General features: G+C 71.8%; 16 protein-coding genes. 6 read left to right on the forward strand and 10 right to left on the reverse strand.

What is annotated here, in order from left to right:
* Positions 1 to 12 precede the first annotated feature (12 nt).
* Positions 13 to 1,710: a signal peptide peptidase SppA gene (sppA, locus tag HD593_RS05975; RefSeq protein WP_185101143.1), complete on the reverse strand. Its 1,698-nt coding sequence runs from the start codon at positions 1,708 to 1,710 to the stop codon at positions 13 to 15.
* A gap of 85 nt (positions 1,711 to 1,795) precedes the next feature.
* On the opposite strand from sppA, the gene HD593_RS05980 reads away from it, so the two are divergent.
* On the forward strand, positions 1,796 to 3,235 hold the full coding sequence (locus HD593_RS05980; RefSeq protein ID WP_185101144.1) for an ATP-binding protein: 1,440 nt from the start codon (positions 1,796 to 1,798) through the stop codon (positions 3,233 to 3,235).
* Between the two features lie 15 nt (positions 3,236 to 3,250).
* Here HD593_RS05980 and HD593_RS05985 read toward each other — a convergent pair whose 3' ends face one another.
* Complete coding sequence (locus HD593_RS05985; protein WP_185101145.1) at positions 3,251 to 4,240, reverse strand: NAD(P)-dependent alcohol dehydrogenase; 990 nt, start codon at positions 4,238 to 4,240, stop codon at positions 3,251 to 3,253.
* Between the two features lie 159 nt (positions 4,241 to 4,399).
* Between HD593_RS05985 and HD593_RS05990 the strand changes: the two genes are divergently transcribed.
* Entirely contained in the window at positions 4,400 to 5,050 is a 651-nt protein-coding gene (locus HD593_RS05990; RefSeq protein WP_246546339.1) for a DUF2306 domain-containing protein, read from the forward strand.
* Here the strand turns inward: HD593_RS05990 and HD593_RS05995 are convergent.
* The 3 genes from HD593_RS05995 to HD593_RS06005 form a co-directional block, all read right to left on the reverse strand.
* A complete protein-coding gene (locus HD593_RS05995; RefSeq protein WP_185101147.1) occupies positions 5,037 to 5,720 on the reverse strand; it encodes a response regulator in 684 nt (227 codons plus the stop codon). The two genes, HD593_RS05990 and HD593_RS05995, sit on opposite strands and share 14 nt — an antisense overlap.
* Positions 5,721 to 5,866: 146 nt before the next feature.
* Positions 5,867 to 7,015 carry a sensor histidine kinase gene (locus HD593_RS06000; RefSeq protein WP_185101148.1) on the reverse strand — a complete coding sequence of 383 codons (1,149 nt, stop codon included), beginning with the start codon at positions 7,013 to 7,015 and terminating at the stop codon, positions 5,867 to 5,869.
* 115 nt (positions 7,016 to 7,130) lie between these two features.
* The gene (locus tag HD593_RS06005) at positions 7,131 to 7,580 is read right to left on the reverse strand and encodes a MarR family winged helix-turn-helix transcriptional regulator (protein WP_185101149.1); all 450 of its coding nucleotides are present in this window, start codon (positions 7,578 to 7,580) and stop codon (positions 7,131 to 7,133) included.
* A gap of 114 nt (positions 7,581 to 7,694) precedes the next feature.
* Here HD593_RS06005 and HD593_RS06010 point away from each other — a divergent pair, with 114 nt between their 5' ends.
* Together HD593_RS06010 and HD593_RS06015 are read left to right on the forward strand one after the other, a co-directional pair.
* Positions 7,695 to 8,042, forward strand: a complete 348-nt coding sequence (locus HD593_RS06010) for a DMT family transporter (protein WP_185101150.1) — start codon at positions 7,695 to 7,697, stop codon at positions 8,040 to 8,042.
* A gap of 17 nt (positions 8,043 to 8,059) precedes the next feature.
* Positions 8,060 to 8,380, forward strand: a complete 321-nt coding sequence (locus HD593_RS06015; RefSeq protein WP_185101151.1) for a DMT family transporter — start codon at positions 8,060 to 8,062, stop codon at positions 8,378 to 8,380.
* A 329-nt stretch (positions 8,381 to 8,709) separates the two neighbouring features.
* Here HD593_RS06015 and HD593_RS06020 read toward each other — a convergent pair whose 3' ends face one another.
* The 4 genes from HD593_RS06020 to glgB all read right to left on the reverse strand — a co-directional run bounded on the left by HD593_RS06020 (position 8,710) and on the right by glgB (position 16,051).
* A complete protein-coding gene (locus tag HD593_RS06020; RefSeq protein WP_185101152.1) occupies positions 8,710 to 10,065 on the reverse strand; it encodes a S8 family peptidase in 1,356 nt (451 codons plus the stop codon).
* A 179-nt stretch (positions 10,066 to 10,244) separates the two neighbouring features.
* Positions 10,245 to 11,636 carry a S8 family peptidase gene (locus HD593_RS06025; RefSeq protein WP_185101153.1) on the reverse strand — a complete coding sequence of 464 codons (1,392 nt, stop codon included), beginning with the start codon at positions 11,634 to 11,636 and terminating at the stop codon, positions 10,245 to 10,247.
* Between the two features lie 193 nt (positions 11,637 to 11,829).
* A complete protein-coding gene (locus HD593_RS06030) occupies positions 11,830 to 13,791 on the reverse strand; it encodes a S8 family peptidase (RefSeq protein ID WP_185101154.1) in 1,962 nt (653 codons plus the stop codon).
* A 97-nt stretch (positions 13,792 to 13,888) separates the two neighbouring features.
* Positions 13,889 to 16,051: a 1,4-alpha-glucan branching protein GlgB gene (gene glgB / locus HD593_RS06035; protein ID WP_185101155.1), complete on the reverse strand. Its 2,163-nt coding sequence runs from the start codon at positions 16,049 to 16,051 to the stop codon at positions 13,889 to 13,891.
* 285 nt (positions 16,052 to 16,336) lie between these two features.
* Between glgB and HD593_RS06040 the strand changes: the two genes are divergently transcribed.
* Positions 16,337 to 16,963 carry a DUF4328 domain-containing protein gene (locus tag HD593_RS06040; protein ID WP_185101156.1) on the forward strand — a complete coding sequence of 209 codons (627 nt, stop codon included), beginning with the start codon at positions 16,337 to 16,339 and terminating at the stop codon, positions 16,961 to 16,963.
* Between the two features lie 76 nt (positions 16,964 to 17,039).
* Here the strand turns inward: HD593_RS06040 and HD593_RS06045 are convergent, their stop codons facing one another.
* The gene (locus tag HD593_RS06045) at positions 17,040 to 20,168 is read right to left on the reverse strand and encodes an AfsR/SARP family transcriptional regulator (RefSeq protein WP_185101157.1); all 3,129 of its coding nucleotides are present in this window, start codon (positions 20,166 to 20,168) and stop codon (positions 17,040 to 17,042) included.
* A 91-nt stretch (positions 20,169 to 20,259) separates the two neighbouring features.
* On the opposite strand from HD593_RS06045, the gene HD593_RS06050 reads away from it, so the two are divergent.
* Positions 20,260 to 21,111, forward strand: coding sequence for an NAD(P)-dependent oxidoreductase (locus HD593_RS06050; RefSeq protein ID WP_185101158.1), 852 nt, complete (start codon positions 20,260 to 20,262; stop codon positions 21,109 to 21,111).
* Positions 21,112 to 21,137: the final 26 nt, after the last annotated feature.

Genomic DNA, 21,137 nt, shown 5'->3' on the forward strand with positions numbered 1-21,137 from the left:
GCCCGCACGCGGTCAGCGGATGGAGTACCAGCCGGGCAGGATCAGCGGCCCCACCGCGGGCAGGCCCAGCTCGGCCGACAGCCGGGCGAGCGGCCCCCAGGCGTCCATCCTGATCCTGGCCAGCGCCGCCGACCGGTCCTCGCTCGACTCCGGCCCGCGCAGCCGCTCCAGCGGGTTGATCCGCGGATAGGTGCGCACCGGCGCGTCGTCGGCCAGGCCGGCTCGCTTCCTGGCCATGGCCAGCGCGTCCTCCAGCCCGCCCAGCTCGTCCACCAGGCCGTTCGCCCGGGCGTCGGCGCCCGTCCAGACCCGGCCGCGGGCCAGCTCGTGAGTACGCTCGCGGGACAGGTCGCGGCTCTGGGCCACCTTGCCCACGAAGTCGTCGTAGATGCGGTCGAGCCAGGCGTTGATGCGGTCCCACTGCTCGGGCGAGAAGCCGCGGGAGGTGGAGAACATGCCGGCGTTGGCGCCCTGGGCCACCATCTCCGAGTTGATCCCGGCCTTCTCCAGCAGCTCGGAGAAGACGGGCTTGCCGCCGTACACGCCGATCGAGCCGGTCAGCGTGCCGGGCTGGGCCACGATCACGTCGGCCGCCATCGCGATGAAGTAACCGCCGGAGGCCGCCAGGTCGCCCATGGACACGATCACGGGCTTGACCTTGCGCGTCAGCGTCACCTCGCGCCAGACCGTGTCGCTGGCCACGTACGAGCCGCCGGGGCTGTCGACCCGGAACACGACGGCCTTGACGTGGTCGTCCCGCCTGGCCGCGCGCAGCGCGGCGCTGATCGTGTCGGAGCCCATCGCGCCGCCGCCACCGAGCGGGCTGCGGCCGCTGCGGCCGGTCCTGATCATGCCGGTGGCGTGCACGAGCGCGACCGCGTCGGCCATCGGGTGCGGCAGCTTGCGCACGGCCGCGGCCTTGGCGTAGCGGCCGACGTACAGCAGGTGCGCGTCGTCGCCCGCGGACCGCTTGAGCTCGTCGTACACCTCGTCCCGGTAGGCCAGCCCGTCGACCAGCCCGGCCTCCTGCGCCTCGGCGGCGGTGAACGGCCCGCGGTCGATCAGCTCCCGCACCTTGCCCGGGTCCAGGCGGCGGCCGTCGGCGATGCCCGCGACGAGGCTCTCGGTGACCGACTCGACGATGCGCGCCATGGACTCGCGGTGCGGATCGGTCATGTGGTCCTGGGTGAAGGTGTTGGGCGCGGTCTTGTACTCGTGCCGCTGCCCCGCCTCGAACCCGACGCCCAGCTTGCCCAGCGCCCCCTTGACGAAGCGCTGCTCCATCGCCACCCCGGTCAGCCCGACGTCGCCGCTGGGCTGCAGGTAGAGCCGCTCGAAGGCGGTGGCCAGATAGTACGGCACGGTGCCGCCGCCGAACTCCCCGAACGACTCCGAGAACGCCACGGTCAGCTTGCCGGAGGCACGGAAGTGGATCACGGCCTGGCGCAGCTCCTGCACCATGGCCAGACCCAGCGGCTGCCCCCCGATCTTCACGACCAGCGCCTTGACCCTGGAGTCCTGCCTGGCCCGCTTGAGCCCGGACAGGACGTCGGCCAGGCGCGTCTTGCGCATGGACAGCACAGCGGCGAGCGGATCCGCCGGCGGGCCCTCGGTGAGGCCTTCGGTGAGATCGAGCTCCAGGATCAGCGGGGCCGTCCGCCGCTGACGGAGCTTCTCCACGGTTTCGAAGATCACCTTGCCTGCGTCCATAGAAGCCACCCTAAGCGACACAATTCCAAACGCGCGTAGGGATATACAGCTAAGGGGTGTAAACCTTAGCTGTATACTTCTACTCATGAAGACCATCCCCAAGCCTGCACACGTGTTCGATCGTGATCGCGAGTGGGCGGGCCTGGCCAGGTTCGCGACATCCCCGAGTCCTGACGTCAGGCTCGGCATCGTGAGCGGCAGGCGGAGGCAGGGCAAGACCTTCCTCCTGGACGCACTGGTGCAAGAAGCGGGCGGATTCTTCTTCACGGCCACCGACGAGACGGAGACCGCGGCGCTGGCCCGGTTCGGCCGGGCCTTGGCCGCGCAGACCGGAGGCGGTCGATACGCGTTCGCCGATTGGCATGAGGCGCTGGAGCGCCTGTACATCGATGTGCCCGAGGGACTCATCGTGATCGACGAGTTCCCCTATCTCACCAAGGCCTCCCCTTCCCTGGCCTCGGTGTTCCAGCTCGCCCTGGACCCGCGTGGCTACGCGAGGGGTGCGAAGTCGCGGTTGTTGCTGTGCGGATCGGCCATGGGCGTGATGGGCCGTCTTCTGGCGGGCAATGCGCCCCTGCGCGGGCGGGCGAGCCTGGAACTGGTGGTGAAACCGCTGGACTACCGTGCCGCCGCCAGGTTCTGGGGCATCGACGATCCACGGCTCGCGGTGCTCGTTCACTCGATCGCGGGCGGCACACCCGCTTACCGCCGGGAGTTCGTGGCCGATGACGTGCCTGAGTCCCTGGACGACTTCGACGACTGGGTGGTGCGCACCGTGCTCAACCCGCAGGTGCCGATCTTCCGCGAGGCCCGCTACCTCCTGGCGGAGGAAGCGGACATCCGCGAAACGGCCGTCTATCACGCCGTGCTCGACGCCATCGCATCGGGCAACGCGACCCGTGGCGGGATCGCCAACCACATTGGCCGGAAATCTCCAGACATAGGTCATCCGTTGAACGTCCTCGAGGATTCGCAGCTGATCACCCGCGAGGCTGACGCGTTCAGAAGGGGAAAGTCGGTCTTCCGCATCAGCGAGCCCCTGATCGTCTTCTACGAGGCCGTGATGCGCCGTGAGTGGACCCGGCTCGAACGCGGTCAGCCGGAGGCCGCGTGGCGCGACTCTCGCGGGACGTTCCTGTCCCAGGTGGTAGGGCCGCACTTCGAGGCCCTCTGCAGGGAGTGGGTGTGGACCGTGGACGCCGGAATGTTCGGTGAGTCGCCTGGCGAGGTGGCCGCCGGAACTGTGGCAGACCCGCACAACCGGACACAGATCCAGGTCGATGTGGCCGTCCTCGCCCGGGAGGAGCACGGCCGGCCACGCCGAATCTTGTCCCTCGGCGAGGTGAAATGGGACAAGGTCATGAACGCCGGCCATGTCGAACGGCTCCGCCGCGCCCGGGATCTGCTGTCCGTGAAGGGGTACGACACCACCGGTACGGTCCTCACGTGCTACACAGGCGCCGGCTTCCAGGGTGACCTCCCCAAGGACGCCCGCCTGGTCGGCCTCGAGGACCTGTACGCCTGACTCGCCCATCGGCCCTCACACCCGGACGACGACCTTCCCCGGCGCCTGGCCCTCCTCCTGGTACCGGATCGCCGCCCGCAGCTCCTCGAAGTCGTACACGCGGTCCACGACCGGCGTGAGCCGGCCGTCCTCGACGAGGTCCGTCAGCTCCTCCAGGTTCCGCCGGTTCCCCGTGGCCGCGAGCACGTTCGTGAGCACCGCCTTCTGGGAGACGAACGCCGACGCGGCGAGGGTCGCGAAGACGTGGCCGGCGGGCTGCAGCCAGCGGCTGGCCGAGCCGCCGATCAGGACGCAGACGCCCTTGCGCGCCATCACCCTGCGGCACTCGGAGAACGAGCGGTTGCCCGCGATGTAGAGCAGCACGTCGTAGACCTGCCCGCCACGGGTGAAGTCCTCCTTCGTGCGGTCCACCACCTCGTCGGCGCCGAGCGAGCGCACCAGGTCCAGGTTGCGCGTGCTGCACACGCCCGTGACGTGCGCGCCGTACGCCTTGGCGAGCTGCACCGCGAACGTGCCCACGCCGCCCGAGGCGCCGTTGATCAGCACCCGCTGCCCCGGCCGCACCCGGCCCTGGTCGCGCAGGGCCAGCAGGGCGGTGCCGGCGGCCAGCGGCACGGCCGCCGCCTCCTCGAACGACAGCTTCGCCGGCTTGGGCGCGAGCTCGGTCTCCGGCACGCACACGTACTCGGCGAAACCGCCGCCCTTGGCGGTCATCGCGTACACCTCGTCGCCCGGCTCGAACCGCGTGACGCCCGGGCCGACCGCCTCCACCTCCCCGGCCACGTCCGCGCCGAGGACGCTGATCTTCGGCTTGCGCAGGCCCAGGGGGCCGGGCATGAGCCGGGAGACGAACGGCTCGCCGCGCATGAGGTGCCAGTCCGCGGGCTGGACGGAGGCGGCGCGCACCCGTACCAGGACCTCGCCGGGGCCGGGGGCGGGCTGGGCGACGTGCTTGAGCTCCAGGGCGTCGGGGGAGCCGTACGAGGTGAGAACGTAGGCCTTCATCGGGAATCTCCTTCCGTGGGGTCGATGGCCTCAGTGTGGGCGCGACCTGCGGGAAGGCTCAACGGTCGAAAGTACGACCTGTCGACCGGCCGATCGGCTCAACCAGGTCGGGCCGTCAGGGCGATGAGCCGGGGCGGGCCCGGCGGTCACCATCGGGGCATGCCCAACGACCTCGCAGCCCCCAGGACGAGCTGGCTCGTGCCGGCCGGACTGATCGCCCTCAGCTTCGTCCCCCTGCTCGCGGGCGCCATCCGCCTCACCGAGCTGACCGCGGGGGCCGAGATCACGCAGGCCAACGCCCGCTTCTTCGCCTCGCCCGCGCCGATCGTGGCGCACGTCGTGGCCGTCTCCGTCTACAGCGCCGTGGGCGCGTTCCAGTTCGCCCCCAGGTTCCGGCGGCGCAGGCGCGCGTGGCACCGGGCCGCCGGGCGGGCGCTGGTCGGGTTCGGGCTGGTGGCGGGGCTGTCGGGGTTGTGGATGACGGCGTTCGCCGAGCTGCCGCCCGGCGACGACGGGCTGCTGTCGGTGTTCCGCTGGGTGGCGGGGACGGTCATGTGCGGCTCCCTCGTGCTCGGCCTGGCCGCCATCCGCCGCGGGGACGTGCCGCGGCACCGCGCCTGGATGATGCGCGCGTACGCCATGGGCGCCGGCGCGGGAACCCAGGCCGTGACGCAGGGAGTGTGGATCGCGGCCGCGGGCGAGCCCGACCACCTCACCCGGGCGCTGGTCCTGGGCGCGAGCTGGGCGATCAACGCCGCCGTGGCCGAGGCGATCATCCGCCGGCGGGGGTGGCGGGTCAGCGCTGCCTGACCCGGTTCGTCTCGTACGCCCACATGGCGATCTCGACCCTGTTACGGACGCCGAGCTTGGTCATCAGGCTCGCCACGTGACTCTTCACCGTGCTCAGCGAGATGTGCAGCTCGTCGGCGATCTCGTTGTTGGTCCGCCCGCGGGCCACGGTGACCAGGATCTCCTCCTCCCGCTCGGTGAGCGGCTCGATCGGCTGCACGCGGGGCTGGGCGGGGCCGGTGCCGGCGAACGCCGACAGCAGGCGGGCGGTGATGCTCGGCGCGATGAGCGCGTCGCCGCCCGCCGCGGCGCGGATCGCCTGGGAGAGCAGGGCGGGGCCCGCGTCCTTGAGCAGGAACCCGCGGGCGCCCGCCCTGAGCGCGGCGTAGACGTACTCGTCGAGGTCGAACGTGGTGATCACGACGACCGCCATCGGGTCCGCCACCTCGGGCCCGGCCAGGGCGCGGGTGGCCTCGATGCCGTCGCAGCGGGGCATGCGGATGTCGAACAGGCATACATCTGGTCGCAGCCGCCGCGCCAGCTCGACGGCGCGGTGCCCGTCGGCGGCCTCGGCGACGACCTCGATGCCGGGCTGGGCGTCGATGATCATCCGCAGGCCGGTACGGGCGATCTCCTGGTCGTCGGCGACGATCACCCGGATGGGGCCGTCGTGGTGCGGCTGCTCGCGCATCCCGGTGTCCGCTTCGTCCGCGTTCCGGCCTGCTTCGCCGGTGTTCCCGGCCGCTTCGCCCGCGTTTTGGCCCGCTTTGCCTGTGTTCCGGGCCGCTTCGCCCGCGTTCCTGGTCGGTTCACCCGGGTGCTCCGCCGGCCCTGTGGTCATGTGGAGGCTCCCGTTCGAGGCAGTTCGGCGGTCACGGTCCAGCCGCGACCAGGGTTGGGTCCGGCTTCGCAGGTGCCGCCGAGCAGGCCGGCGCGTTCGATCATGCCGAGCAGCCCGTACCCGGACGGGGTGACGGGACGGCCCGCGGTGCTGTCGCCGTCGTCGCTCACCCGCAGGCGCACGGACGTGTCGTCGGCGGCCACGCGGACCTCGATCCGGGTGGCGTGCCGGGCGTGCCGCCTGGCGTTGGTGACGGACTCCTGGGCGATCCGGAAGATCGCGGCCCCGACGGACGCGGACAGGTCGTCGAGGTCACCGTCGATCCGCACGTCCACGGCGGGGCCGACCCGGCCGCGCCCGGCGAGCTGCCGGAGGTCGTCGAGGTGCGGGTTCGGAGCCAGCTCGGGGGCCGGGGATCCCTGGTCGCGGCGCAGGACGCGGACCATGGTGCGCATCTCGGCGAGCGTACGGGACGCCTCGGCCTCGATCACCCGCAGCGCGTCCACGGCGGCGCCGGGATCGGAGGCCGCGGTCGCGATGCCCGCCTGGGCCCGGATCGCCATCGCCGAGACGTGATGGGCCACGGTGTCGTGCAGGTCGCGGGCCAGCTGCTCGCGTTCGAGCAGCTTGACCTGATCGAGCTCGCGCATCCTGGCCCTGGCCCGGTAGCGGAAGGTGCCGCCCAGCGTCATCCCCGCGAACACGACCGCGAACGCCCCGCCGACGTCGCCGGGAAGGATGTTCCCCGACGCCACGCCGGCCAGCACCGCGGCCGTGATCAGCACCAGCCCCGCGGCGACCTCCCGTCCCGACCCCCACCGGGACAGGGCGTAGAGCAGGATCAGGATGTAGGCCATGGAGCCCATCTCGGCCGGATCGGCACCCGTGAGCAGCTGGACCAGGACCGAGAGCACGACCGGGACCGCCACGGCGGGCAGCGGCCGCGTACGGCGCCATAACAGCGTGGGCAGCATCGCCGCGGCGAAGATCACCGAGATCGGCCGCCACTGGAGATCGGTACGGAACACCGCCTCCAGCACGATGGCCACGGCGAGCAGCCCCACGAGCGCCCAGTCCCGCCACACCCGGCGCGGCGCCTGGGGCGGACGGGGCTCGTCCCACAGCGAGCGGAGGAGGCCCTGCACGCAATCATGGTACGAGAGCGAACACCGATCCGGGCCGGCCGGATCTCCTCACTGAGAACTCAGCCGCCGGCCCTCCGCTCCGCCTGTGCCGGGCGCTCCCCCCAGCGCCGGAGGCTCAGCCGCGTGTCAGCGCTCCGGCCAGCGCCGTGACCGCTGCGGCGAGTGCCGGGTCCGCCTGCCCGGCCTCCTCCAGAGCGCTCCTCAGCGTCTCCTCGTAGGTCTGGCTCGCCTCGGCGTACCGGGCGCGCCCGGCCTCGGTGATGACCGTGTAGACGCCGCGCTTGTCGTCCGGGCACAGGTCCCGGTACGTGAAGTCCGCCGCGTTCAGCCGCGCCACCAGCCGGGTCACCGAACTCTGGTTCAGCCCGATCCTGTCGGCCAGCTCCTGCATGCGCAGCTCGCTGGTGGGGGAGGCGGCGAGGTGGCCGAGCGCCCGGTATTCCGACAGGCCGATGCCGTGCCGCCGCTGGAGCGCGGTGCCGAGCCTGCTCTCCACGCGTGCGTGCAGGAGCAGGACGTGATTCCACGTCGAGGCGATCTCCGAGACGGGCGGCGCGGCGGTCATGGGGACCTCCCGGTGTCAGGCGGCTTTCACTTGACAACAATATACATGTACATACATCCTTCTGCTCGGCCCAACTACTTGCAGATACATGCAAATTCCGAGAAGGGATCTCCGATGGCCTGGATCTACCTGCTCATCGCGGCGGTGTTCGAAGTCGTCTTCGCACTGGCCACCAACGCCACCGAGGGATTCACCCAGCTGTGGCCGTCCCTGCTCACGGCGGGAGCGGCGGCCGGCGGGATCTTCTTCCTGAGCCTGGCGCTGAAGACGCTGGACGTCGGCGTCGGCTACACCGTGTGGACCGGCATCGGCTCGGTCGGCACCGTCGTGCTCGGCGCCCTGATCTTCGACGAGCAGATCACCGTGTGGAAGGCCCTGGCCTTCGTCCTGATCATCGGCGGCGTCCTCGGCCTCAAACTCGCCGACCGCCCGTCCACCACCGCCACTACCACCGCCGCCTGAACCGGAGGAACGCCATCATGGCCTGGCTCTACCTGTCCATCGCGATCGTCTTCGAGATCGGCTTCGCCCTCGGCACCAACGCCACCAAGGGCTTCACCCGCCTCTGGCCGTCGGTCTTCACGCTGCTGTCGGCCGCAGGCGGCATCTTCACCCTCAGCCTGGCGCTCAGGACACTGGACGTCGGCGTCGGCTACACCATGTGGACGGGCATCGGCTCCATCGGCACGGTGCTGCTCGGCGCCCTCATCTACAAGGAACGGATCACTCCGGCCAAGCTGGGGTCGTTCGCGGCGATCATCGGCGGGGTGGTCCTGCTCAAGATCGCGGCGGGCGTCTGAACGCGCCGTGGAGGGGTGATCGCGGGTTAGGGCGTTCGAGCCCGGGCACGACGGGTGCCTTCTTGAGCGGCTCTCTTGCGGGATTCGGGTGGCTCACTCCGGCGGATGGGCAAGGGAGCGGACCGAGTGGCGCCGCAGGCGCCCCCGGGCGGGGCGCCGGAGGCGCTGGGGTGCCGAAGGCCGGGTTGCGCCGGAGGCGCCTGATCAGAGCGTCTGAGCTGTGCGCGCGAAGCGCCCCCGGCGAAGCCCTTTCGGGGTGGGCTCCCATGGGCGACCACCCCGACGGGCAACGGGTGGGTGGCCCACCCCTATGGGCGATGGGTGGGGGTCTATCCCTTGCGGAGGGCGGACCAGATGTCGAGGCGGGGGGTGGTGACCTCGGTGTCCGCGCTCGGGTACGTGATCGGCTTGCCCGTCCGCTGCAACGAGCCGAGCAGCCTGTCCACCGTGGCGTGCCTGCTCTTCTGGCGCAGCAGCGCGAACGCGCCCGTGACGTGCGGGGTGGCCATGGAGGTGCCGTTCAGGGCGGCGTACGTGTTGCCCGCGATGGCCGCCGTGATCGCGACGCCCGGGGCGTACAGGTCGAGCAGGGCGCCGCGGTTGGAGAAGGCGGCCACCGCGTCCTGCTTGTCCGTGGCGCCGACGGCCACCGTGTTGGAGACGCACGCGGGCCACGACACCGACGCGTCGTAGCCGTTGTTGCCGGAGGCGACCACCGTGGCGGTGCCCTTGGCGAGGAGCTTGTCCACCTCGGCCTTGAAGTCGGCGCCGTCGCCCTCGTCGCAGGCCGTGTCGTACTTGCCGCCGCCCAGGCTCAGGTTCACCGAGGCGATGTTGTACTGGTCGGCCAGCGTGTCGGCGTATGCCATGCCAGTCAGGATGGAGGAGTCGTAGGCCAGGATGCAGACCGGGCGGCCCGAGCAGTACGGCGAGTTGTCGAAGCGGCTGAAGACCTGCACCGGAATGATCTTGGCCTTGGGCGCGACGCCGCTGGCGGCGAAGTCGGCCGTCCGCTGGCCCGCCGCGATGCCCGCCACGTGGGTGCCGTGGTAGCACAGGCCGTACTGCGGCTGCGGGGCGCCCGTCATGCACGCCGCCGTCTCGGCGTTCGCGGCCCCGTCGCCGATCTGGAACTGGCTGCCGTTCGGGCACAGCGGCTTGGAGCCGTCCACCGGGTCCGTGGCGGAGAAGCACGCCTGGGCCACGATGCGGTCGCCGAAGGCGGGGTGGTCGTTGTCGATGCCGGAGTCGAGGATCGCCACGGCGGTGCCCCTGCCGGTGTAGCCGAGGCGGTGCGCCCTGTCGGCGCCGATCAGCGGGATGCTCTCCACCAGCGTGGGCTCGTTGAGCCTGTCCTTGCGGATCGAGACCACGTCGGACTGCTGGGCGATCTGCTCCAGTTCGGCGCGGGTGCCGCGGTAGACGAAGAAGTCCAGCTCGCCGGCGACCTCGGCAGGCGGTGCCGCGCCGACGTTCTTCCTGTCCTGCTCGACCGCCTCCGCGCTGGACTGCGCGGACTTGACCTGGGCGGGCTGCTGGACGCGGACGATCACGCGGTGCTCGCCGCTCGCCGTGATCGCCGGGTCGAGCTTGGTTTCCGGGTCGGCGAGGGCGGGTGTGGCCACCAGCGCTGCCGAGGTGGCGGCTAACGCGATGGCGCCGGCCAGCAGAGACGAGAGTCTCAACTGCTCCTCCGGGGGTTCAGGGGGTGTTTGTTGACGAAAGTCTAGTAATCGGACAACTGATGTCAGAGAGGCGCGTGTGTTCCGTTATAGCTTCTTGTCGTGCTCTGCGGGCATGCGACTGTCGTGACCTGCCGGCATGCGAAAGGGGCCGGGTGGCCCGGCCCCTCGATGGCTCGTGGTCAGGCGCCGGGGTTGGCGGGTCCCTGGGTGTTCGAGGTGGCGCGTTCCAGGTCGATCCGCGACTTGATCACCGCCGTTCCCGACGAGTCGAACTGGACGGGCGTGCCGGTGTCCTGCAGCCGCTGCAGGCTCTGCGCCACGGTGAACTCGGGGAACCGCTGCCGCATCAGCGCGAACGCCCCCGCCACGTGCGGCGCGGCCATCGAGGTCCCGGCCTTCACGCCATACAGGTCGTCCGGCACCGCGGAGTTGACCGCCACGCCCGGCGCGAACAGGTCGAGCAGGTTGCCGCGGTTGGTGAACGGCGCCAGCGCGTCGGCGTCGTCCGTGGCCCCGGTCGCGACGGCCGTGGAGATGCAGGCGGGCGACGCGACGGCGTTCTGCATGGCGGCGTTGCCCGCCGCCACCACCGGGGCCACCCCCAGGCTCACGAGGGCGTCGAACTCCGGCTTGACCGCCGCGGCGGTCGTGTCCGTGTCGCAGGCCTCGGTGTAGCCGCGGGCGCTGCCCAGGCTCATGTTCACCGCCGCGATGTTGTAGGTCCTGACCACCCGCGTCACGTACTCCAGCGCCAGCTTCTGATCCGAGGTGTAGCTCAGGAAGCACGGCGCGGTGGAGCCGCCGATCGCGCAGGTCAGCGGGTTGTCGATGCGGCTGAACACCTGGATCGGGAGGACCCGGGCCTCGGGCGCCACGCCGTTGCCCGGCGCGCCCGCGACCATCTTGCCCGCCGCGATGCCCGCCACGTGCGAGCCGTGCGAGCAGGCGTTCTGGCCGTTGACCGTGCACTGCGGGATCTCGACGTTGGCCGCGCCGGGCCCCGTCTGGCTGGGCTGGTTGTTCGGGCAGAGCGAGACGGCGCCGTCCCTGCCGCTGGAGGAGGAGAAGCACGCCTCGTCCGCGACCCGGCCCGTGAAGAACGGGTGGTCGCTGTCGATCCCCGTGTCGATCACGGCCACCGTGGTGCCCGTGCCGTTCCAGCCCGCGGCGTTCGCCTGGACCGAGCGGATCGTGGCGGTGCTGGTGTCGAGCAGGGGCATGCTCAGCTCGTCCTTGTAGACGGACTGGACACGGGAGTCCTGCTTGAGCTTCTCCAGCGTCGCGCCGTCGAGCTCGGCGACGAAGAAGTTGGGCGACTCCGCCGCCTCCAGGACGCGGCTGCCCTCGGAGGCCTGCTCGATGTCGGCGGCCACGGCCTCGACGCTCTGGCCGGGCTTGAGCTGGATGATGGAGCGTACCGCGCTCTTCTCCTGGATCTCCGAGACGAGTGCGGGGCTGATGATCGGGTCACCGGTGTCGATGGTGTCGGCTTGGAGAGCCGTACCGGCGCACAGGGCGCCGGTCGTCATGGCCAGCGTCGTCGCGCCGACCAGCAGAGACCGTAGCCTCACTTCTTCCTCCCGGGAGCTGGAGCCGTGAAGCGTTTCCGGCTCGCGGCTGCGTACAGCCGCTTACCTCCCCACCTGCGACAACTGTGATGTCAGTGACGTATGTAACCCGATTAAACGTTGGAGGCTATTTTGCTTTTATGCGACACAAGCGAAAAGGCCGGTCTGAAGTGACCGGCCTTATTCGGAAATTCCGCTATTTGACGGTTTTGAGGATATTGCTGGTGGCCTTTTTCAGCGCCGCCGCGCTCGGCTTGCTGCTGAGCCTGACCTTCTCGGCCGCGGACAGCGCCGTCGTGCCGTTCGTCCCGTGCGCCCAGTTCAGCCAGGCCGTCAGCAGCGCGCTGTCCAGCTTGGCCTTGCGGGTCTTCGAACTCTTCAGTACGCGGTACGCCTTGCCCAGCGACGACGCCTTCGTCAGCTCGGGGAACACCTTGCTCGACTTGCCGATCAGCTTCAGATAGCAGGTCAGCGTCTCGTCCGGGATCGTGCCGCTGGCCCGGTGCAGCTCCACGGCCCACTGCGGGGTCGCCAGCTTCCGCGCGGCGGTGCCCCGCGTGCAGACCGCGGCCGGCGGCTTCGCCGTCTCCGTCACGGTCACCGTGACCGTCACCGTCGGCAGCGGGACCGGAGTGGAGGACGGCGAGGGCGCCGGCTCCGCCGGATCCTCCGGCTCGGGAGTGGGGCCGCTGCTGTCGCTCGGGTCGGGCTCGGGGGCCGTGTCGTCCGCCACGGGGGACGGGCTCTGGGTGACGGGCGGCTGCGCGGCCGCGCCGGTCAGGGCCGCCGCCAGGTCCAGGCGCGGGGTGGTGACCTGGGCGCCGGCGACGTCGTACACGTACGGCCTGCCGGTCGACTTCAGCGTCTCGATCAGCTCGGCCATCGGCTTGTCCGGCGAGGCCGCCTTCATCAGCGCCAGCGCGCCGGCCACCTGCGGGGTCGCCATCGAGGTGCCGCTGTAGACGATCGTGGTGTTGTCGGGCACCGCCGACTCGATGTCCACGCCGGGCGCGAACAGGTCGAGCAGCGGGCCCCGGTTGGACCACTCCGCGATGGCGTCGGCGTTGTCGTTCGCGCCGACGGCCACCGCCGTGGAGACGCAGGCGGGGTGGGCCGTGCCCTCGTAGTACTCGTTGCCCGCGGCCACCACGGTCGCGGCGCCCTTGGCCAGCAGCGCGTCGAACTTCTCCTTGAAGATCGCGCCTTCCACGGTGGCGTCGCAGTTCGTGTCGTAGAGCATGCCGCCGAGGCTCATGTTCACCGCCGCGACGGGCTGGTTCAGGCTCGCCACGTAGTCGAGCGCCTGGCGCAGCGACGACTCGTACGCCACCAGGCACGCCGGCTCGCCGCAGCTGTCCTCGTCGTTCAGCCGGCTGAACACCTGCACGGCCACGATGCCCGCGCCCGGCGCCACGCCGCCGGTGCCTGCCGCGATGCCCGCGACGTGCGAGCCGTGGTCGCACAGGTTCACGCCGTCGAGCAGGCAGTTGGGGGTCGTCGCGTCCGCCGCGTTCCCGTCCCTCTGCTCGTTCATGCCGTTCGGGCAGAGCGAGACGACGCCGCTGTCCTCCGTGGCGGAGAAGCACGCCTGGGCCACGATCCGGCCCTGGAACCACGGGTGGTCGACGTCGATGCCGGTGTCGAGCACGGCCACCACCTGGCCGGCCCCGGTGTTGCCACCTGCGTGCACCTTGTCGGCGCCGATCAGGGAGAGGCTCGGGGCGACCTCGGCCGGCGTGTACGTCCGGTCGCGGTGGATGGAGGAGACCCGCGGGTCCTCGGCGAGTTTGGCCAGCTCCTCCGCCGTCCCCTCCACGACCATGAACGACTGGCTCTGCGGCTGCAGCACCACGTCCACGCTCTCGGCCGCGGCCTGCGTGGCCACGGGCGCGGTCTCGGCCGGGCCGGTCAGCTCGACGATGGCCCGCTCGGTGCCGCCGTCGACGCCTAAGCCGTCCTCGACCTTGCTCTCAGGGTCGGCGGGAGCCTCCGCGGGAGGGGTCTCCTCCGCCGGGGGCTGTTCCGCCGGGGGCTGTTCCGTCGGGGTCTGCGTCACGCCCGGCGCCGGTGTCGCGGCCGGGTCCTCCGCGTAGGCGGGACCCGAAAGCGGCAGCAGGGCCAGGGCGATCGTGCTGACGATCAGGGGGCGGAATCGCACGCGTCCTCCGAGGGGGATGATCTCGGAGTTTAGGGCGATTTGCCCCAGAGGCACAGGCCCCCAGGGGGTTTCTCACCGAACTTTCAGCGGGTGCACCTCAATCGTTCAGCCGGTTCCCCTCGTGCGTGAGCCACACCGCGCCCAGCGGCGGCACCCGCAACGTCGTCGAGTACGGCAGCCCGTGCCACGGCTCGGCCTCCGCCTCGACCGCCCCGAGGTTGCCGACGCCGCTGCCCCAGTAATCGTAGGCGTCCGTGTTGACCGCCTCCGACCACCGGCCCGCGTACGGGAGCCCGAGCCGGTAGCTCTCGTGCGGCCCGCCGCTGAAGTTCACCACGCACGCCACCGCCGACCCGTCGTTGGCGTAGCGCACGAACGAGAGCGTGTTGCCCGAGGCGTCGTCGGCGTCGATCCACCGGAAGCCCTCGGGCCTGGAGTCCTGCTCCCACAGCGCCGGGGTGTCGCGGTAGAGCCGGTTCAGGTCGCGGACCAGCCGCTGCACGCCCTGGTGCCCGTCGAACTCCAGCACCCACCAGTCGAGCCCGCGGCTCTCCGACCACTCCGAGCCCTGGCCGAACTCGCCGCCCATGAACAGCAGTTGCTTGCCCGGATGCGCCCACATGAACGCCAGCAACGCCCGCAGCTGCGCGAACCGCTGCCACTCGTCGCCCGGCATCTTGCCCAGCAGCGAGCCCTTGCCGTGCACGACCTCGTCGTGGGACAGCGGCAGCACGTAGTTCTCCGAGTACGCGTACAGCAGCGAGAACGTCATCTCGTGGTGGTGGTACTGGCGGAAGATCGGCTCGTGGTGCAGGTACTTGAGCGTGTCGTGCATCCAGCCCATGTTCCACTTGAACCCGAACCCGAGCCCGCCCAGATGCACCGGCCGCGAGACCCCGGGCCAGGCCGTCGACTCCTCGGCCACGGTCGTGATGCCGGGCGCCTCCCGGTAGCAGACCGAGTTCATCTCCTTGAGGAACTCGACCGCGTCCAGGTTCTCCCTGCCGCCGTACACGTTGGGCGTCCACTCGCCCTCGCGCCGCGAGTAGTCGAGGTAGAGCATCGAGGCCACCGCGTCCACCCGCAGGCCGTCGATGTGGAACTCCTTCAGCCAGAACAGCGCGTTGGCCACCAGGAAGTTCTTCACCTCCCTGCGGCCGAAGTCGAACACGTAGGTGCCCCAGTCGGGGTGCTCGCCCCTGGCCGGGTCGGCGTGCTCGTACAGCGGGGTGCCGTCGAAGCGGGCCAGCGCCCAGTCGTCCATCGGGAAGTGCGCGGGCACCCAGTCGAGCAGCACGCCGATGCCGCGCTGGTGCATGCGGTCCACGAAGTGGCGGAACTCGTCGGGCGTGCCGAACCGCGCCGTCGGCGCGTAGTAGGAGGTCACCTGGTAACCCCACGACCCGCCGAACGGGTGCTCGGCCACCGGCAGCAGCTCCACGTGGGTGAAGCCCAGGTCCGCGGCGTACTCGGAGAGCTGGTCGGCCAGCTCCACGTACGACAGCCCCGGCCGCCACGAGCCCAGGTGCACCTCGTAGATGCTCATCGGCCCGTGCTGCGGCTGCCGCTCGCGCCGGTCGACCATCCAGGCGTCGTCCTGCCAGCTGTAGTCGGACTTGTCGATCACCGAGGCCGTCATCGGCGGCACCTCGGTGCGCCTGGCCATCGGGTCGGCCTTGTCGCGCCACACCCCGTCGGCGCCCAGCACCTGGTACTTGTACCGCTGGCCCGCCCCCAGCCCCGGCACGAACAGCTCCCACACGCCCGACCGGCCCAGCGACCGCATCGGGTAGGCGACGCCGTCCCAGTGGTTGAAGTCGCCGACGACCCTGATCCCGCGCGCGTTCGGCGCCCAGACGGCGAACGCCGTGCCCTGGACGTCCTCGTGCTCCATCACACGCGCGCCGAGGACCTCCCACAGCCGCTCGTGCCGCCCCTCGCCGATCAGGTGCAGGTCCACCTCGCCGAGCGTGGGCCAGTGCCGGTACGGGTCCCGGACCTCGTACGGGTCCGCGCCCGCGTACTTGACGCTCAGCGTGTACGCCGGCACCTTGTCCAGCCCGGGGAGCGTCACCTCGAACACCCCGTGGGCCTGGTGTTTCATGTCGTGGGCAGAGCCGTCCTCCAGCACCACCCGCACGCGTTCGGCCAGGGGCCGCAGCGTGCGGAACACCACCCCGCCGGTCACGGGGTGTGCTCCCAGCACGGAGTGGGGGTCGTGGTGCGCACCGCCCGCGAGGCGGTCGAGCTCTGTCCTCATCGGCATGCTCCCAACACTGCCCTAAGATGACCGTCCATCCCAGGCACTGCCCGCTTTCACGGCGACAATCACCGGATGTGCGAAATCCCGGGTTTATCACAAGAGGATGCCGAGGTGGTCTAGAGATCCTTTCCCCGTTCTTGGCTCGACATACTGGTGGGCTGCTCGCGTCCCCTCCCAGAAAGGCGAGCCATGTATCCACCTCCGCCCGGACACCCACCACAGGGATACGCCCCGCCCCCGCCCCCCTTACGCCCGGTCCGCGGTGTCGCGCTGTTCGCGATCGTGGCCCTGGCGTGTGACTCCGTCGTCGGCCTCTGCGCGGCCGGGGTCGGCCTGTGGTACGGCGGGCTCGTGGACCGCATGATCGTGGACCTCGACTCCGTCTCCGACTCGGAGATCGACACCGCCGACCTGATCTACGGGCTGTCCGGCATCGCCGAGTTCATCGTGTACGTGGTCGCCGTCGTCGCGTTCCTGGTCTGGCTGTTCAGGGTGCGTGCCAACGCGGAGCTCCTCTCCCCGGGCGGGCACCGGCGCGGCAAGCCGTGGGTGATCTTCGGCTGGGTGGTGCCGATCGTCAACTTCTGGTTCCCGAAGCAGGTCGTGGACGACATCTGGTACGCCTCCACGCGCGACGGCTCCGCGTCCAAGGGGCTGATCGACGCCTGGTGGGCGGCCTGGCTCGTGGGCAGCCTGGTGAGCAACTTCGCCGGGCGGCTGCTGTTCCGGGCCGAGGACCTGGAGACCCTGGCGGCGGCCGCGCGGTTCGACACGGTGAGCATCGGGCTGATGCTGGTCGCGGCGGTGCTGGCGATCGGCGTCATCCGCAGGATCAGCAGCGCCCAGGAACAGCACCTCCAGGCCACGTCCGCCGCGCCGGCCGCCCACGGCGGCTACCCGGCGTACTGACGGGCGCGCGTGGATCGCCCGGCCTGCTGGCGGGCGCGCGGTGATCACTCGGCGGGGCTGACCGGCAGCGCGGTGATCACCCGGCGGGCTGACGCCTGCCGGGTTGCGGCTCCGGGGAGATGACGGTCTCCAGTGGGAGGGTCGCGCCGGCGCTCATGGCCGCCGCGAGGGCGTCCGCTCCCGCCGCCCGCCGTACCGCCGCCGTGATGCGCTCGACGTCGCCCCGCTCGCCCTCGGGCAGCGGGGCGCCCACCGACTCCCGCAGCGCCGCCGCCTTGCCCAGCAGCCGCCCGGCCTGCTCGGGCCGCCCGTCGAGCGCGAGCGCGCCCGACAGCCCCTCCAGGGCCAGCGCGACGGCCCGCGGGTCGCCCACCTTGCGGGCCACGGCCAGCCCCTGGCGATGCAGGTCCAGCGCGCCCGCCGCGTCGCCGCGCTGCTCGGCCACGAACCCCAGCTCGGCCAGGATCAGAGCAGCGCCCGGATCGCCCGACACGTCCTCGACCCAGCCCAGCCAGGCGCGCAACCGCCGCTCCGCCTCGTCCAGCCGCCCCTGCCTGCGCGCGCTGAGCGCCAGGCCCAGCTCGGCGAACTCCTCGGCGGGCCGGTTCGACTGCGCCACCGCGAGGCTCCTGGCCCGCTCGTGGTAGTCGTCGGCCCGTACGTGGTCGCCGGTCAGCATGGCGATCCTGCCCAGCCGCGACAGCGCCTCCGACACCGAGCTCCACAACCCGAGCTCCTCGGCCATCGCCAGCACCTCCAGGCGCAGCGCCGCGGCCCGCCCGTAGTCGCCGGTGATCTCGGCCAGCGTGCCGAGGTTCTCCGTGGCCCGCAGCTCGCCCCACCGGTCGCCGATCCCGCGGAACAGTCCCTGTGCCCGCTCCGCGCTGTCCCGCAGCGCCGTCAGGTCGCCGCGCATGGCGGCGTACCTGCCCATAAGGGTGAGCGCGGCGGCCGTGCCCCAGTCGTCGCCGAGCCGGCGGAACTCCGCCAGCGCCGTCGTCACCAGCTCGTGGCTCGCCGACAGGTCCTCGTAGCCGAACAGGGCGAACCCGGCGAACCACCGCGCCCGGGCCCGCGCCCACGGGTCCTCGATGGCCTCGAACAGCGTGCTGTCCGGCCGTACGAGGCGGCCCGCGAGCATCTCGAACCCGGCCAGCCACACCCCGGCCCGCGCCGTGGCCGGGTCTCCGGGCGGCGCCATGGACAGGGCCGACTCAAGGGCGCGGCGGGCCTCGCCCAGCCTGCCGCGCAGCACCCAGTACCAGGCCAGGTTGTTCACCAGTGCCAGCGCCTGGTCCGCCGCGTTCATGCGGACCGCTGTCTCCAGGGCCGTTCTGAGGTTGGCGGCCTCGGCGTCGAGCCGGGCGAGTGCGTCGCGCTGGCCGGGCCCGCGCAGGGCGGGCTCCAGCTGCGCGGTCAGGGCGGCGTAGTGGTGGACGTGCCTGAGGCGTACGTCGTCCAGCTCGCCGGCCTCCCGCAGCCGCTCCTGGCAGTACGCGGCCACCGACTCCAGCAGGCGATAACGCGGCCCCGCGGTCGTGCGTACCACGAGGGAGCGGTCCACCAGGCGGGCCAGCAGGCCGAGCACGTCCAGGCCCGGCTCGGCGCAGACGTGCTCGGCCGCCTCCAGCGTGCAGCCGTCGGCGTGCACGGCCAGTCGCCGCAGCACCACCCGCTCGGGCTCCGTCAGCAGCTCCCAGCTCCAGTCGATCATCGCGCGCAGCGTTCGCTGCCTGGCCGGGGCGCCGCGCAGGCCGGAGGCGAGCAGCCGGAACCGGTCGTCGAGGCGGTCGGCGAGCTGTCGCGGGGTCAGCGCGCGCATCCTCGTGGCCGCCAGCTCCAGGGCCAGCGGGATGCCGTCGAGCCGCTCGCAGATCTCCGCGACGTCGCCGTCGGGCTCGATCCCGGCCCGTACGGTGAACAGCTCCATCGCCGCCTCCAGCCCCAGCGGCGGCACGCTCCACAGGGCCTCGCCCTCGATCCGCAGCGACTCCTGGCCGGTCGCCAGCACGCGCAGCCCGGGGGCGGCGCGCAGCAACCGGGCGGCCAGCGTGGCGACCTGCTCGACCACGTGCTCGCAGTTGTCCAGCACCAGCAACGTCGGCCGGGCCGCGAGGACGCCGGGCAGGCGGTCCATGATGCAGCCCGCCGCGTCGTCACGCAGGCCCAGCACGGCCGCGATCGCCTCGGCCACCTCCACGACCTGCGCCCCGGCCCCGAGCGAGGCCAGCTCCACCAGCCACACCCCGCCCTCGAAGCGCTGGGCGGCGTCCGGTGTCACCTCGGCGCCCGCCGTCCAGCCGCTCGCGGCGGCCAGCGCGAGGCGGGTCTTGCCCACGCCGCCCGGGCCCGTGAGCGTGACGAGCCGGTTGGCGCGCAGCAGCGCGCGTACCTCGGCCACCGCCTCGTCCCGTCCGACCAGCGCCGTCAGCGGCGCGGGCAGGTTCGTACGGGGCCGCGCGGCGGGCGCCTCCAGCGCGGGGTCCTGCTCCAGGATCGCCTGGTGCAGCGCCGCCAGCTCCGGCCCGGGGTCCAGCCCGAGCTCGTCGGCGAGCCGCCGCCGCAGGTCCCCGTAGCCGGCCAGCGCCTCGCCCTGCCGCCCGGCCCGGTACAGGGCCCGCATCTGCACGGCCCGCAGCCGCTCCCGCAGCGGATGGTCGGCCACCAGGTCGGCCAGCTCGGCGGCGAGCGGCCCGTGCTCGCCGAGCGCGAGCCGCGTCTCGGCCAGCTCCTCCAGGGCGACCAGCCGCTGCTCGTCCAGCCGTGCCACCACCGCCCTGGCGAACGGCTCGTCGGCGAATTCGGCGTACGCGCCGCCCCGCCACAACCCCAGCGCCTCGCGCAGCAGCGCCGCCCGCGCGTCGAGGTCGCCGGTGCGCCGGGCGCGCAGGAGCAGCGACTCGAACAGCCCGGCGTCCACGGACTCGGGCTCGGCCCGCAGCACGTACCCCGGCGCCCGGTACGCCACCAGCTCCCGGTCGCCCAGCACCCGCCGCAGCTGCGACACCTTCACCCGCAGCGCCGCCGCGGCGTCGGCGGGTGGCCGGTCGCCCCACAGGTCCTCGATCAGCCGGTCGGCGGAGACCGTACGGCCCGCCTGGATCAGCAGCCCCGCCAGCAGCGCCCTGACCTTGACCTCGGGCACCCGGACCGGCCGGCCGTCCGGCGTCCACACAGCGAGCGGGCCAAGCACCCCGAACCGCATCAAGCCCCCCATAACCAACTCCGAATGCGACCATAACCGCCCGCGAGCAGGGTGGTCGCAGAGACAACCCTCACTCGTAAGGAACACCGAAATGTCGGAAAATATCTCCGTGCTCGGCCTCGGGCTCATGGGCACCGCGCTCGCCGAGAGCCTCCTGGCCGCCGGGCACCAGGTGACGGTCTGGAACCGTACGCCGGCCAAGGCCGAGCCCCTGCTCGCCAGGGGTGCCAAGCAGGCGGCCACCCCCGAGGAGGCCGTCGCGGCGAGCCCGCTGGTGATCGTCTGCCTGCTCGACTACCCGTCCGTGACGTCCACGCTGGCGGGAACGCCGCTGCCGGGCCGGGTCGTCGCCAACCTCACCACCGGCCGCCCCGCCGAGGCCCGCGAGCTGGCGGCGTGGGTGGCCGAGCGCGGCGGCGAGTACCTGGACGGCGGCATCATGGCCGTCCCCCAGATGATCGCCCGGCCCGGCGCGCTCATCCTCTACAGCGGCTCCCAGCCGGCCTTCGACCGGCACGAGGGCGCGCTGTCCGCCATGGCGGAGGCTCGCTTCACCGGCACCGACCCCGGCATGGCGCCGCTGCTCGACCTGGCCATGCTGACCGGCATGTACGGCCAGATCGCCGGCCTGCTGGAGGCCGCCGCGCTGGTCAGGTCGGCCGGTTACCCGCTCACGGAGTTCGTGTCGTCGCTGCTGGTGCCCTGGCTGAACGCGATGGCCGCGCAGCAGCCCCTGTGGGCCGAGAAGATGGCGTCGGGCGACCACAGCACCGAGGTCTCCAACCTGGAGATCAACCGGGCGGGCGTGGAGAACCTGGTGCGGGCCTTCCGCGAGCAGGGCGTCAAGCCGGACCTGCTGCTGCCGCTGAAGGCCGTCATCGACCAGCGCACCGCCAGGGGGCTGGGCCACGAGGGGCTGTCGGGTCTGATCGAGGAGCTCTAGCGGGTTCTGGCGGGTTCCAGCGGGTT

It is taken from the genome of Nonomuraea rubra, from assembly GCF_014207985.1.
Lineage (GTDB): Bacteria > Actinomycetota > Actinomycetes > Streptosporangiales > Streptosporangiaceae > Nonomuraea > Nonomuraea rubra.

Excerpts from the sequence above, each read along its gene's own strand:
- HD593_RS06005 (WP_185101149.1), bottom strand. The coding sequence starts at position 7,580 with ATGACCGCCGCGCCGCCCGTCTCGGAGATCGCCTCGACGTGGAATCAC.
- HD593_RS06045 (WP_185101157.1), bottom strand. The coding sequence starts at position 20,168 with ATGCGGTTCGGGGTGCTTGGCCCGCTCGCTGTGTGGACGCCGGACGGC.
- sppA (WP_185101143.1), bottom strand. The coding sequence starts at position 1,710 with ATGGACGCAGGCAAGGTGATCTTCGAAACCGTGGAGAAGCTCCGTCAG.
- HD593_RS05985 (WP_185101145.1), bottom strand. The coding sequence starts at position 4,240 with ATGAAGGCCTACGTTCTCACCTCGTACGGCTCCCCCGACGCCCTGGAG.
- glgB (WP_185101155.1), bottom strand. The coding sequence starts at position 16,051 with ATGAGGACAGAGCTCGACCGCCTCGCGGGCGGTGCGCACCACGACCCC.
- HD593_RS06050 (WP_185101158.1), top strand. The coding sequence starts at position 20,260 with ATGTCGGAAAATATCTCCGTGCTCGGCCTCGGGCTCATGGGCACCGCG.
- HD593_RS06010 (WP_185101150.1), top strand. The coding sequence starts at position 7,695 with ATGGCCTGGATCTACCTGCTCATCGCGGCGGTGTTCGAAGTCGTCTTC.
- HD593_RS05980 (WP_185101144.1), top strand. The coding sequence starts at position 1,796 with ATGAAGACCATCCCCAAGCCTGCACACGTGTTCGATCGTGATCGCGAG.
- HD593_RS05995 (WP_185101147.1), bottom strand. The coding sequence starts at position 5,720 with ATGCGCGAGCAGCCGCACCACGACGGCCCCATCCGGGTGATCGTCGCC.
- HD593_RS06015 (WP_185101151.1), top strand. The coding sequence starts at position 8,060 with ATGGCCTGGCTCTACCTGTCCATCGCGATCGTCTTCGAGATCGGCTTC.
- HD593_RS05990 (WP_246546339.1), top strand. The coding sequence starts at position 4,400 with ATGCCCAACGACCTCGCAGCCCCCAGGACGAGCTGGCTCGTGCCGGCC.